This is a genomic window from Algorimicrobium echini (assembly GCF_900115185.1).
Taxonomy (GTDB): domain Bacteria; phylum Bacteroidota; class Bacteroidia; order Flavobacteriales; family Flavobacteriaceae; genus Algorimicrobium; species Algorimicrobium echini.
Window position 1 is genome coordinate 819,481 of the sequence record NZ_FOVN01000001.1, and the last position, 13,929, is coordinate 833,409.

Consider the following 13,929-nt stretch of genomic DNA (forward strand, 5'->3'; position numbering starts at 1 on the left):
TTTAGTTTTCAATACTTTTGTAAAATAGTAGCGATTTCAGTATCGTCTATGAATGCATCAACATGGCAAAAAAAGATCCTTACGCAGCTTTGCGTATCAAAGAATTCAATATTTTTTTAATACTCCGTTTTGCATTGGTATTTGCATGGTCTATGCAATTTATAATTATTGAATGGCAAGTATATAGTATTACAAAAGACCCTTTGTCTCTTGGAATTATTGGCTTAATGGAAATTATTCCGGCTTTATCCATGGCATTGTTTGCTGGTCATATTGTGGATCAACGTGAAAAACGTAATTTATTGGCTGTCTGTATGGCATTATTTTCATTAATAAGTTTAGGCTTATTTCTTTTAACCTGGCCAAAAATTGTAGCAGATTGGTCTACCAATACCATTCTATATTCTATTTATGCGCTTGTGTTTTTTGGTGGTTTTTTGCGTTCCTTTTTTGGGCCGACTATTTTTTCCTTGGTTGCGTTAATAGTTCCAAAAAAAATATATCCAAATGCCGCTACATGGAGTAGTTCTACCTGGCAAATGGCATCGGTTTTAGGACCTGCAACAGCTGGTGTATTAATCAGTATGATTGGTGTACATTGGTCGCTTTGCTTTGTATTTGGACTTGTTATTTTTGCCTTAATTACCCTTTCTCAAATAAAAAAGAAACCAATTTTAAACCCTAAAATTGGGGAACCTGTCTTGCAAAGTTTAAAGGAAGGTTTAACGTTTGTATTTAAAACAAAAGCTATTTTAGGCGCTTTAACTTTGGATATGATTGCTGTTTTATTTGGAGGTGCTGTTGCCTTACTGCCTGTTTTTGCACAGGATATTTTACATGTTGGATCTGAAGGATTTGGGGTATTGCGAGCTGCGCCAGCTGTTGGTGCTTTTTTAACCATGCTAATTACAGCTTATATTCCTATTAGTAAAAATGCGGGAATGAAGTTATTAGCGGCCGTATTTGGTTTTGGTGTTTGTATTATTGTTTTCGGCCTGTCCTCTATATTCTGGATTTCGGTAGTTGCTTTATTCTTTAGTGGTGTTACAGATGGCGTTTCTATGGTTATCAGACAAACCATTTTACAAATAAAAACACCAGACAATATGCGTGGTCGCGTGGCATCAGTAAACTCCATGTTTGTTGGCTCATCCAACGAACTTGGTGCTTTTGAAAGTGGTGTAACCGCTAAATTGATGGGAACTGTAACGGCTGTTGTTTTTGGTGGAACCATGACCTTAATTACAGCAGTAACGACTGGAATTGTTTCGCCTTCGTTTCGGAAATTGGACTTAACAAAAGATTTGGAAGACCATGAGAATGCAGAATAAAATCTGTATTTAAAATGTCAGTTTTCGTGTTTATTTTCGTGCCAGAGTAAAACAAATGTATACAGAACTAAAGTTGTTTATTTTGAAAAAATGTTTCAAAACTTTTTCAACTCTAAATTTTCTCCATCAAAAACACCATACGTATAATATTGAATCCAATCGCCTAAATTCACGTATTTAGAATTTTTGTTGAGTTCTATTTCTAGGGGTAAATGTCTGTGGCCAAAGATAAAATAGTCGCTGTGTTTGGTTTCTAATTTTCGTTTACAATATTGTACCAACCACTCATTGTCTTCGCCTAAAAACTTGGCATCATCATCACCTGAAATTAGTTTATTTTTTACACTTAAATACTGGGCAATTTTCACACCAATATCTGGATGTAACCAACGAAATAACCATTTACCTAATGAGCTGGTGAATATTTTTTTCATGCGTTTGTAACCCTTGTCTCCAGGACCTAAACCATCACCATGACCAATTAAAAAGGTTTTATTATTAAACGTATATTCTTGAGGTTTGTGGTAAACGGGAATGCCTAATTCCTCTTGAAAATAACCATTCATCCATAAGTCATGATTACCTACAAAAAAATAAACTGGAATTCCTGAATCGGTTATTTCTGCTAGTTTACCAAGAGTTCTAGTAAAACCTTTTGGTACAACGGTTTTATACTCGAACCAGAAATCGAATAAATCGCCCATCAAGAAAATAGCAGCAGCATCGCCTTTAATTTCATCTAACCAGGCTACAAATTTTTGTTCGCGAGGTCGTGAGGCTTCGGCTGTTGGTGCGCCCAAATGATTGTCGGATGCGAAATATATTTTTTTTCCTTTTGGGATGTTCATGTGGTAAATATAACCTATTCCTTTTGAGGTAGGAATCTATTAATTATTCAATTTATAAACTTAAAAACACAACATAATGTTCAATATCTTTTTATTATGAGATTCCTTTTTTTCAAAGGGATTCGTTATCACTTGCATACCACTCTGCAAAACTGGTATCTGTTTCCTGAAGTTTTAAAGAATGTAATGCAATATGGCTTGGTAAAAACGATTTTATTTTTTCGGCAAAATCAATTACCATCATTTCGCTAGTTGGTTGGTAATTTACTAAAAGCACATTGTGACCACGGTCTTGAAGTTCTTTTGCTAATTCTACATGTGGTGTGTTTTTGTTAAAAACAGTAGCATGATCAAATACATCCACGATTTCAGTTTTCACAATTTTTTTTAAATCACCAAAATCAATCACCATTCCAAATTTCACATTGTTTGTATCTTCAATTGGTTTTCCAATAACGGTTACCGATAATTTATAACTATGTCCATGTACATTTTTACACTTTCCATCATAGCCATAAAGGGCGTGTCCAGTCTCGAATGAGAACTGTTTTGTAATTCGAATATTTCCCATACTATTATTTTTCAATGCAAATATAATCGTTTTGTAAAAGGAAACAGTTTTTAGATTACATTTGCGCGCTTTTTAATTGGCAGATACTTATGAATCAACTATTTGAAGAAATTGCTTTTGTTGAAAACGCACAGTATGAGCGTATTATTACAGATATTTTAAACCAGAAATACAGTTTGGTAGAAAATTTTTTTACAGAACAAGAGGTTTTGGAATTAAGACAATCTTTGCTTGACAAACACGAAGCTGATGTTTTTAAAAAGGCCGCCATTGGTAATAGGGTGAATGAAGTGATTGAAAAATCCATTCGTGGCGATGTTATTTTATGGATTGATGAAAACCGAGCAGATCCACTAGAAGCTGCATTTTTTAGTAAAATAAATAATCTGGTAGCCTATTTAAATAAAACCTGTTTTTTGGGTATTTTACATAAAGAGTTTCATTATGCATTGTACCCTGAAGGAACTTACTATAAAAGACATTTAGATACCTTTCAAAATGATGACAGACGAAAGTTATCCTTTGTATGTTATTTAAATGAAGATGGCTGGTTACCGGAAAATGGTGGCGAATTAGTATTGTATTTGAATGAAAATGGGGTAGAAACAGAGAAAGTAATTTACCCGTTTCCAGGACGCGTAGTTATTTTTGAAAGTCAACTATTAGAACACGAAGTGAAGCCCGTAAAAACAGAGCGTTTAAGCATTACGGGATGGTTAAAAACACGGTAATTATCTGCGTTTATTACGGTTATAAACATAAATAATTACTAATACAATTGCCAGTACTAAAAAAAGCATATTTCCGCCCATACTAATCTATATTTGAGTTGTTTTTATGATATCTGTAAATGGCGTAAGCAATTATTACGAGAATTAAAAAAGGGATAAAAGAACCTATAAATATGCCAATTCCATAATCACTATTAGGTGCGTTTTTTACTTTTTCTTCAATATTGACTTCTTGCAAAACCGAAATAAGTGCTATCATTTACTAAAAATTTGAAATCAAAGTTACTGTTTTTCAGAAAGCGGTAAAAATTCTTTCCTAAATTTTATAATTAGGGGCAAACCTCTTGCAATAATCCAACAAGTAAAAGCAATAAAAATACCATAAAGTTTATATTCCATACTGTCCAATAAAAACAATATGGGAACAAATACTAGGAAAGTAGCCATAAGCAATACATTTCGTAGCGTTTTCATTTTACCAAGACCTTTAAACATACCATCAAAAATAAAGGCAATGGCACAAAGTGGTTGCATGGCTAAAACAATCCAGAAAATGTTGTAAAATTCACTTAAAACAGCTTCTTCTTGTGTAAAGATATGGCCAATAAAGCTATAGAAAATAGTACCGATACATGCCATAACGACTCCTAATATAATTCCATATTTTATTAACTTATTACTTAACGATATAAGTTTACCATATTCTTTTCCGCCCAATAATTTCCCGGATAGAATGTTACCTGCACTGGCATAACCATCAATAATAAAGGCTCCTAGAAACCATAAATTGATAGCAATTGTATATGCCGCTATATATTCTTTACCATAACTAGTTGAAAACGCACTAGCAAAATAAAGTGTCACATTCAGCGCAATGGTTCTCACAAACAAGTTGAGAATCATAATAGCAAACCGATTGATCTCTTTGTTAAACGGAAAACGAAAACGCAACGGAATGGCTGTTTTTGTCAATAAATAATAAGCAGATAAAATAGCCATAAGCATTTGAGCAAAAACACTGGCATAAGCAGCACCTTTTATATTCATGGCAGGAATATATCCTTCAATACCATAAACCAAAACAACATCTAACAGAATATTTACACTAGCTCCAACAATGGCTATAATCATTGGGTAATAGGTGTTTTGTAGACCTCTAAAGGTTCCAAAAATGGCAATAGTAAATAAGGTGAAGGGAAATCCAAAAACACGAATTTTATAATAGTCAACACTAAAACTTAAAATTAAATCTGATGCATTGTAGAGTTTAAAGATACTTTCGGCAAATGGAAAAGTTCCTATAATTATTAAAATGCTTAAAGATGTTATTATAAAAATAGCTTGAGCAGGTAGGTTTTTTACGTTATCTAGATTATTGGCACCTACATATTGTGAAACAATAGATGAAATAGCGCTCCTGGTTTGCCCTAAAACCCAAATAAGCATAGAAATAAAGGTACCAACAATACCTACAGCAGCTAATGATTCTGTGGCAAACTCTGAAATATTACCTACAATAGCGGTATCGGTAATTGATAAAATAGGTTCTGCTACACCTGCAATTAATGCCGGAATAGCCAATTTATTTATATGTTTTAAACTAATATTAGTATTCACAATACGAATTCGTAACAGTAAAAAGGGTGCTCACTTTGATTTGGAAAGTAAATAGAGCCTAATTTTTTATAACCGCGAAGTTCGTAAAACTTTTGGTTCTTCAAATTTTTTGAGAACGTATCTAACCTAATAGAATGAAATTTTTTTGTAACTGCAAGTTTTTCAGCAAAATCCATTAGTTTTCTGGCGAATCCGTTTCCTTGGTAATTTGGATGAATAGCAAGTCGGTGAATATATAAGTTGTTTTGGTTTGGTGTGAGCCAAGATATAGATTGATACTCGGCATCCATATGAGTAGAAATCACAACGCAGCCTATTATAGTTTCTTCTTCCAAAACAAATAATTCGGTTCTGGTAACATCATTTTCAAAAGCGGTTCTGTTTGGATATTTAGAATTCCATTGATGTATGTTTTTAGAAACCATATCAATAGCACAAGCCTGTGTAATTTTTAAAATCGTATCAATATCTTCGTTGGTTCCTTTCCGAATCATAATAAATGCGTAGATTTGCATCTAAATTACTTATAATTTTTTCAATATGAAGAATATTTTAGTGCCAGTAGGATCGTCTAAAAATGCAGTGAGTCATTTGCAATATGCTGTAGATTTTGCTAAAGCATTTGGTGCGAAAATTTATGTAGTTCAAGTTTATAATGTGTACTCTAAAGCTGGAACCATGATAAAAATAGATCATATTTTAGAGCGTGAAAGTTATGAGTTTTTAAAGAAGCATGTATCTAAAGTGGATACAAAAGGGGTTGAGGTTGTTGTAAAATCTTTTAAAGGAAAATTGGTTGATACTTTAGAGCTGGTTTGCCACTCTTTAGATATTGATTTAATTATGATTGAACCTCGAACCAATTCTCTACGAGATGAGGTATATTTAGGAAAAACGTCTGGAAAGATTATCAAACAAACAAATATTCCGGCTTTAATTGTTCCGGAGGGTTTAACTTTTAAACCAATTGTGTATATTTTGGTTGCTTTAAAATCTGCTGTCATAAAAAAGGAAGAAGCCTTATTGCCTTTAATTGCTATTAAAGAACAATTTCGTTCAATAGTAAATTTATTATTAGTAAAAACTCCATTTTATAATGAAGGCGATTTTGAAGTAAATCCAGATTTAGCGAAATTAGTTACAAATACAACCAAAACAGAAAATGCTACAACATTTCAAGGTGTTTTAGAACATTATAAGGAAAACGACCCAGATATGTTATGTGTGGTAAGACGCAAACGTGGTTTTTTCTCTAAACTATGGGAAAAAAATACAATCTTGAAAAAAGATTTTCAAAGCAATACCCTACCTGTTTTAGTTTTAAGTGGTGTGAAGTAAATAATTTTATAATTGTAGTACAGAACCTAAATAAAATAGTTTATTTTCGTTTTATTAAATCAACCGTTTTTGGGGGATTAGCTCAGCTGGCTAGAGCGCTACGCTGGCAGCGTAGAGGTCATCGGTTCGACTCCGATATTCTCCACTTGAAAAAAAGCAATGCGAAAGCATTGCTTTTTTTATGCCTCAATATGATAAAAGTGCTCTTGTTTTCATAAAAATTATGTATTTCAAAGATATTTTAGATGTTTTTATCGAAAAGTAAATCATTTCTAAAACCTGATAAATTAACCGTTCGTAAGTATGGCTCCCAACCATACTACTATGAAATACACATTATTAATAGCATTTTTGTTTAGCAGTTTTCTACAAGCTCAAAACGCAGGATACAATCCAGAAATTCAGCATGATCCATTGTTTAAATTTGCAAGTTTCGTTAATGTCGGTGACCAGACATATCATGTTGAAGACATTCATAAAAACAAAAATTTAATTTATAAACCTTTGCTTTCAGAAAACCATAGCCTTGGTTTTACAACAGATAATTTTTGGGTTCGCTTTAAGTTAATTAATACGCAATTAACAGAGCGTTTCTATTATTTAGAAACGGCTAGGCCTGTAACAGATATTGCTAACTTATATCAAATTTCATCAACAGGAATAGAAAGCTATAAAAGTGGCGATCAAATACCTTTTAATCAGCGACAGGTTAATCATAGATCAACGGTTTTTAAAATTAAATTACCTGCAAACTCTAGTCAGCAGTTTTATTTGCATTTAAAAAGTGATGGTGAAACCATCAACCTGCCCTTAAACTTATTATCCGAATCTGAATTTTTGCAAAACACCTATAACCAGCAATTATTTCTTGGTTTGTTTTATGGCGTATTACTACTTGCTGGTATTATTTATTTGTTTTTTTATATCAGTTTAAAAGAACGTTCGTTTTTATATTATGGACTATATGTGTTTTCAATAGCCCTGCTTCAAGCGGCATTAGACGGATTATTATTTGAGTTTGTTTGGTCTGATGCTGGTTATTTTAATAGTCGTTTGGTATTAATAACGGCCTTATTTTCAAATCTGTTTTTATTGAAGTATTGCGAATATTTTTTAAATGTTAAAACTCATTTTAATAGTTTAAGCAAATATTATCGAGCAATTTATATTGTAATAGCAACTTTATTTATTGGTGTTTTTATCAATGAGTCCACCTTAAAAATTGTTTATCCAATTAGCAATATAAATGGTTTAGTAAGTCTGCTATTAATTTTGTTTACCGTTTTTGTTATGCGTTATAAGCGTATTGCGCTAGATGTTTTTTTCTCTATTGGTATTTTGTTTCTAGTAGTAGGTTTACTGGGTTTTGTGATGAATAATTTAAGCTTGTTACCCAATAATTTTTATACTGAAAATAGTGCAAAATTTGGAGCAGGACTTGAGGTTGTATTCTTATCCTTATCCATGACTAATTTAATTAGAAAGTTGCGCGAGGAAAAAGAAGCTTCTCAAGCTCTAGCTTTAAAAAAATCTGAAGAAATTAGCCAAGTTAAAACCTATTTTATGTCCAATATGAGTCATGAACTACGAACACCACTCAATGCTATTTTAGGAGCCACTCAAGAGCAATTAGAGCAAATAGGTAATACGGTGGACAATAATTGTTTGGAGATTATTAAGAACGCATCCTACAGTTTATTGAGTAATATTAATGATATTCTAGATTTTGAAAAAATTGAAAAGAATGAATTACAACTTAAAAAAGATGTTTTTGAACCGTTACCCTTGCTAAAACAGATTAGTGCTAATTGGCAATTACAAGCTGAAAACAAAGGCTTACACTATAGGTTTGAAATTAAAGGCCAAGTTCCCGATGAGGTTGTTGGAGACAGTGACCGATTTATACAAATTATAAATAATGTTCTTGGAAATGCTGTGAAATTTACTCAATCAGGTACCATTGCATTTCAGTTGCAGTCCATTTTTATTTCCAAAAATATGAATCGTTTTTCGTTTCATATTTCAGATACAGGAATTGGTATTCCGCCACATTTACAAGATGACGTATTTGACAGTTTTAGCCAAATGAGAAATGATTATAAACGACAATTTGGAGGACTGGGTTTAGGGTTAACTATAGTAAATCATTTAGTAAAACGTTTTGATGGTAATATCAATATTGAAAGCCAAGAAGGCAGCGGTACCGATGTGTATATTGATATTCCATTTGAGGTTAAAAACATGAAAAGTGATAGAACACTAGTCTCGACGGATTTAGAAAAAAAAGATCAGGTACATATTTTAATCGTAGAAGATAATGTCATGAATCAAATGATTATTAAAAAACTTCTAAAAATCAACCCTAAATTTACCTTTGAAGTTTTGGACAATGGGTTAAAAGCTATTCATAGACTTCAAGAAACTACCTTTGATGTTATTTTAATGGATTTGCATATGCCCATTATGGATGGTTATGAAGCTACTAAAATAATTAGAAGTGGACAGGCAGGTTCAAGGAATAAAAATATTCCAATTATTGCCGTTACTGCCGATGCCATGCAAGAAACACGTCAGAAAGTATTGGATATAGGAATGACCGATTACTTAACGAAACCCATTAATAAAGTTGTCCTGTTTGAAAAAATATGTAACAGCATCTTTACAGTATTAGAGCCAGCTTAACCTAAAGTTGTTGCTTCAAATCGGAAATGCTAAACACAGGATTTAAATGGCAATTATCTATTTCAAATAAATCGGCAAATGTTTTAAAAGTGGTTTGGTCCGTTCTTGTTCGAATGCTTCCCTTCGGGTAAAATCGTCTTTTTTCTATAAAACTAGCTTTATCAATCCAACCACAAACGGTTAATTCATGTTTGGTTTTATGATAACTGCAAAAAATATAAATATCTGTTTTAAAATGGTCTTGAAGTTTTAAAAAATTGTTGGTATAACTTTTTCTAACATGTGTTGTTCTACCCATTGTTTTTACGTCTATCGTTTTGTTATTCACAATAAGATCTACGCCATTATCAAAACCTTTAGTGCCATCTACGAGGCCTAAATTGAAAAAGGACATGACTACAGATTGTCCAATAATACCAGTTAGTTGTTGGTTTTTGGAGCCATTGGCCGTAAACCGATTACCAAAATTGTGTGTTTTAATAATAGTTTCGCAATGTGAAATTATTTTATTTTCAATTTTAACAGTAAACATAGCGATAGTATTTAAACGATATTTTACTGTAAGATACTAAAAATGTGTTAAGTAGCCTTTTCCGTAAAAGGTATTTCCAGATTGAAAATTTCTAAAATAAGCTGTTTTAATTGCGTTTGATATTCTTCCAATATTTCATGATTTATAATTTCTATTTTTTGATTGCTGCCAGTTTCTTTTTTTGCAAATTTTAAAAATCCTCCATTCAGGTTTTTAAACGAAATAATTCCGGCTTCAACAGGCTCCGTAAAAGGGTTTTTGCTATGCATTAAATAGGCATATGTTAACACTTGGAACGATTTGCTATACTTATCGTAATCTGTTGTTAAATCCTCCCAATTGGTTATTTGTACTTTACTAGAATCTACGTTTCCAGATTTGTAATCTATAACTCGGGTAATACCATTACGCTTATCTATACGATCTACTTTTCCAGTAATTCTAACAGGAAAATCTAGTTCAGGTATTTGTATTTCAACAGTATTATCAAGTTCAACAGCAAGAATTTCTAGCGTGTTTCCGGCTTTTAAATCGGCAATTTCTAGTTCTAAAAAGTTAAAAATGTAACGTTTTGAAATTTCAAATACGATAAGATTTTTGCCTTTAGTTATATCTCCTTCTTTAAATAAATCCTTAAAATGTTTGGTAACGGTAACCGCGATTTTGGGTTTCATTTCAGAAATCTGTTCCCAAGTTATTAAACGGCCTTCAAAAGGTTTATAAAAATCTTCTAATGTATTATGAATAACAGTTCCTAAAGTATTGGCTGCAACAGTTTCTTCTACGTCATCATACTCTTTTATTTTTAGTACTTTCTGAAAATAAAAATCAATTGGATTTCGAATATAGCTAGTTAGTGCAGATGGTGATAAACCTTTTGCAGCATATTTTTTTAATTGATTTATAACATCATCATTTTTAGTAATAACAGTTTCCTTTATATTAGTATCCAACGCTATATTAGGGACAGCAATAGTATGCTTTATTTTGTGTATCCCTTCTAAATCCAATTGTGTAATAAAACGGCTTTTTTCACCGCCTTTTAATGGATCTATTTCTGTGTTATAAATAATGAATATGCGTTTAGCTCTTTGGAGTAAACGGTAAAAATGATACGTGTAAACAGCGTCTTTTTCTTTGTATGTTGGTAGGTTGTTTTCCAATTTTACATCGTAGGGAATAAAGGAATTATTACTTTTTCCAGATGGTAAAATACCCTCGTTAACCGATGATATGATAATTGTTTCAAAATCTAAAACACGTGACTCTAACATCCCCATTATTTGTAATCCTTCTAAAGGTTCTCCTTTAAAGTCCAGTGTTTGTGTGCTTAATAATTCTTTGTAAACACTAAATAAACTGGCAATATCCGATACATGCTTGTATTGCTCGTCTAATAGTATAAGCTCATTAAATAGGGTGTTAAATTTAAATAGGTGCTCTAATGCTAGTAGATTCTCCTTTTTTTGCTGTTCTAAATGAGCTTTTATTATTAAAATTAATGTTTGGCATTGCTTTAAAGCTGTAGAGGGATTGTTATCCCATTTACCAAATAGTAATTTAAACAGCGTTTTGTGTTGCGGTGCGAATGTTGTTAAGCGCGATAATGATATGTAGATTAAATTATTAGATTCTATAATTTGAACCACTTTTTGTAAATCGTTAGAAAATCCGGATTGGAGCAGTGGACGAATAAACTGATGTGACAATATTTTAATTACATCTTTAAAATAATAGTTAGTAGTTTCTTTTTTATGTACAAAAAACAATTGCTCGAAAAGGGTAGCCAATGGAATGGATTTTAAAGGTAAACCCATGGTGATATTTAACGCTTTTATAGCTTCAGGTATTGAGTTTAGAACCGGTAATAAAAGAGATTCTTCGCCTAAAACAACAGCTGTGTTATTAAGCGTGTTGTTTTCTTCTTGGAGTTTGTTTAAGATGTTACCAATGCATTTTGCCTGTCCTACATTTTTAGGGACACCTATAACCGATATGTCCTTTGTTTGCTTATAATGACTAGTAACCCAATTAAATGGATTTGATTCAAAGTATTTCCATTGGTTTTGATGTTGCCGAATGAATAAGCTAGCATCATGATTTTTATTTTCAAAAAATGATTTATCAATATCCCAATAAATATCGGCATGACTGTTTTCTAATAATTCTTGTATGATGGTCTCTTCCGCTTTATTAAGCGCGTTAAAACCCAAAAACACATGATGTTTATCAGGATTGGTTTCAATATAGTTTTGAATATTTTCAACAGCTTCTCTATATATTAAACCTTGATAACCTTTCTTTTTATTGATGAGGTTTTCGGTTAGCTGGTTATAATAGATTTTAAGTCTTTTCCAAAATACAAGATAATTTTTAACAAAATTCGTTTGTTTGGTGTCAACCGACCAATGATTTAATTCTTTTATAGCACTTAAATAATCGAATATGTGCTCTTGAGGAATAAGGTATCTATCAATTTCATTAAAATCTTGAAGTAATATCTGGGCCCATTTAGAAAAGGTATCAAAGCTATCTGGATTTTGTTCTTCATGAACTTGAAGATAGGTTTCATAGAACTCAAAAAGTAACTCGGTGTTTGATATAGCTTTAAGTTGAGATAGTTCTTCTACAAATTCTTCAATACTTAATATAATTGGAGAAAAAATGGGTGTTTGAATAGAATTGGTTAATTCATGTTTTAAAAATACACCAGCACGTTTACTAGGCAGAATAAGTGTAATTTTAGAAACATCAACTTGCTTCTTATTTAAATCAGCAAGGACGTCATGTATAAAAGTTGTCATGTTATAAAAATAAAAAACGCTCCGAATATTCGGAGCGTTTTTCTATTTATTTATGTGAAATAATTATTTCACTAAATTAATTTCAACACGTCTGTTGTTAGCTCTACCTTCTCTAGTTTTGTTAGAGTCAATTGGTTTAGACTCGCCAAATCCTTTAGAAGATAATCTAAACTGATCAATACCGTTACTTGTTAAGTAATCTTTAACTGATAATGCTCTAGCATCAGATAACTTCATGTTAAGTGATTCACTACCTACACTATCCGTATGACCTTCAACTGTAAATTTAGCATTAGGGTACTCTTTTAAGATTGCAATAATATCTTGAAGTACTTTTTCAGATTGTGCTTTGATTGAAGATTTACCTGTATCAAATAAGATTGTTTTAGCGTAAGCGTTTAATGCTTTTTGAACAGCTTCAGTTACTTCTGGGCAACCATTGTTTGCTACAGTACCAACTTTGTCTGGACAAGCGTCATCTTTATCAGCAACACCGTCACCATCTCTATCTGGCCAAGGGCAACCATTGTTAGCTGCAGGACCAGCTTCATTTGGACATTTATCATCTTTATCAGCAACACCGTCACCATCAGCATCAGGACAACCGTTTAATGCTTTTAAACCAGCAACTGTAGGACAAGCATCATCTTTATCAGCAATACCGTCACCATCTGTATCAGGACAACCATTAAATTCAGCTGGACCAGCTTCATTTGGACAAGAATCTTTGCTGTCTTCAATACCGTCACCGTCTGTATCAGGACATCCGTTGAAAGCTTCTAAACCAAATACTTCTGGACAAGCATCATCTTTGTCATATATACCGTCACCATCTGTATCTTTACCTCCAAACTTGAAAGTAACACCAGCTGTGTGTTGGAAGTGTGTATCTAAATAATCTTCGAATGCATGCTTATAAGCAGATTGAACTGTAATTCCTACATTTTCACTAACCCAGAAATTAATTCCTAAAGTTCCGTTTAATGTTCCAGCTCCAATTTCATCAACCCAAGTGTAACCACCACCAACTCCTAAATAAGGATCTAACCATGATGAGTTTAATAATTGACCAAAACTGTATTTTACAATACCGTCAAGGCCGAAATAAGTTACTTCATCATATCTAGCTCTGTCATCTCCAAATTTATCAATTTTGTTTAAAGAAGCTGTTGCGCCTAATGTGAATCCATTGCTTAAGTAACGACCTACTGTTAATGAAGATAATGATGGTAAAATGTTCCAGTGGTCTGTAGCATTAAAATATTCATCAAAATAGTCACCAAGAGGTGCATCTTCACCTGTAGGATAGAAATCAACTGCGTTTACTCCAAGGCTAATTGCCCAAGGGTTGTTTTCATCTTGTGCGTACGTGTTACTCATACCTAACATAAGTAACATAGCGAACAATAATCTGCTAAGATTTTTCATATTCAAAAATTTAATTTTTAAGTGTTAATTGTAAACAAAAGTAAGTT

12 protein-coding genes and 1 tRNA gene are annotated in these 13,929 nt (G+C 32.3%); 5 read left to right on the plus strand and 8 right to left on the minus strand.

Annotated features, from left to right (window positions below):
- The first annotated feature begins 62 nt into the window (after positions 1-62).
- Positions 63-1,331 carry an MFS transporter gene (locus BM239_RS03700; protein WP_092206276.1) on the plus strand — a complete coding sequence of 423 codons (1,269 nt, stop codon included), beginning with the start codon at positions 63-65 and terminating at the stop codon, positions 1,329-1,331.
- Between the two features lie 95 nt (positions 1,332-1,426).
- Here the strand turns inward: BM239_RS03700 and BM239_RS03705 are convergent, their stop codons facing one another.
- Together BM239_RS03705 and BM239_RS03710 are read right to left on the minus strand one after the other, a co-directional pair.
- On the minus strand, positions 1,427-2,179 hold the full coding sequence (locus BM239_RS03705; RefSeq protein WP_092206277.1) for a UDP-2,3-diacylglucosamine diphosphatase: 753 nt from the start codon (positions 2,177-2,179) through the stop codon (positions 1,427-1,429).
- A gap of 112 nt (positions 2,180-2,291) precedes the next feature.
- Entirely contained in the window at positions 2,292-2,750 is a 459-nt protein-coding gene (locus BM239_RS03710) for a 6-pyruvoyl trahydropterin synthase family protein (protein WP_092206278.1), read from the minus strand.
- 89 nt (positions 2,751-2,839) lie between these two features.
- Between BM239_RS03710 and BM239_RS03715 the strand changes: the two genes are divergently transcribed.
- Positions 2,840-3,481 (plus strand): 2OG-Fe(II) oxygenase, encoded by a 642-nt coding sequence (locus tag BM239_RS03715; protein WP_092206279.1) that lies wholly within the window; start codon positions 2,840-2,842, stop codon positions 3,479-3,481.
- 82 nt (positions 3,482-3,563) lie between these two features.
- Here the strand turns inward: BM239_RS03715 and BM239_RS15380 are convergent, their stop codons facing one another.
- From BM239_RS15380 to BM239_RS03725, 3 genes are read right to left on the minus strand one after another with little or no spacing between them, the layout of a single operon-like run.
- Positions 3,564-3,740, minus strand: a complete 177-nt coding sequence (locus tag BM239_RS15380; protein ID WP_177208973.1) for a hypothetical protein — start codon at positions 3,738-3,740, stop codon at positions 3,564-3,566.
- Between the two features lie 23 nt (positions 3,741-3,763).
- Positions 3,764-5,098, minus strand: coding sequence for an MATE family efflux transporter (locus BM239_RS03720; protein ID WP_092206280.1), 1,335 nt, complete (start codon positions 5,096-5,098; stop codon positions 3,764-3,766).
- Positions 5,095-5,592, minus strand: a complete 498-nt coding sequence (locus tag BM239_RS03725) for a GNAT family N-acetyltransferase (protein WP_092206281.1) — start codon at positions 5,590-5,592, stop codon at positions 5,095-5,097. Before BM239_RS03725 ends, BM239_RS03720 begins: the two co-directional genes overlap by 4 nt.
- Positions 5,593-5,638: 46 nt before the next feature.
- Here BM239_RS03725 and BM239_RS03730 point away from each other — a divergent pair, with 46 nt between their 5' ends.
- From BM239_RS03730 to BM239_RS03740, 3 genes are all read left to right on the plus strand, one after another.
- Positions 5,639-6,436 carry a universal stress protein gene (locus BM239_RS03730; protein WP_092206282.1) on the plus strand — a complete coding sequence of 266 codons (798 nt, stop codon included), beginning with the start codon at positions 5,639-5,641 and terminating at the stop codon, positions 6,434-6,436.
- Between the two features lie 71 nt (positions 6,437-6,507).
- A tRNA-Ala gene (locus BM239_RS03735) sits at positions 6,508-6,581 on the plus strand.
- Between the two features lie 179 nt (positions 6,582-6,760).
- The gene (locus BM239_RS03740; RefSeq protein ID WP_177208974.1) at positions 6,761-9,118 is read left to right on the plus strand and encodes a hybrid sensor histidine kinase/response regulator; all 2,358 of its coding nucleotides are present in this window, start codon (positions 6,761-6,763) and stop codon (positions 9,116-9,118) included.
- 1 nt (position 9,119) lies between these two features.
- Here BM239_RS03740 and BM239_RS03745 read toward each other — a convergent pair whose 3' ends face one another.
- From BM239_RS03745 to BM239_RS03755, 3 genes are all read right to left on the minus strand, one after another.
- A complete protein-coding gene (locus BM239_RS03745; protein WP_092206284.1) occupies positions 9,120-9,650 on the minus strand; it encodes a hypothetical protein in 531 nt (176 codons plus the stop codon).
- Positions 9,651-9,697: 47 nt separating this feature from the next.
- Positions 9,698-12,454 carry a PD-(D/E)XK nuclease family protein gene (locus BM239_RS03750; protein ID WP_092206285.1) on the minus strand — a complete coding sequence of 919 codons (2,757 nt, stop codon included), beginning with the start codon at positions 12,452-12,454 and terminating at the stop codon, positions 9,698-9,700.
- Positions 12,455-12,517: 63 nt separating this feature from the next.
- Positions 12,518-13,882, minus strand: coding sequence for an OmpA family protein (locus tag BM239_RS03755; RefSeq protein ID WP_092206286.1), 1,365 nt, complete (start codon positions 13,880-13,882; stop codon positions 12,518-12,520).
- Between the last annotated feature and the right edge of the window lie 47 nt (positions 13,883-13,929).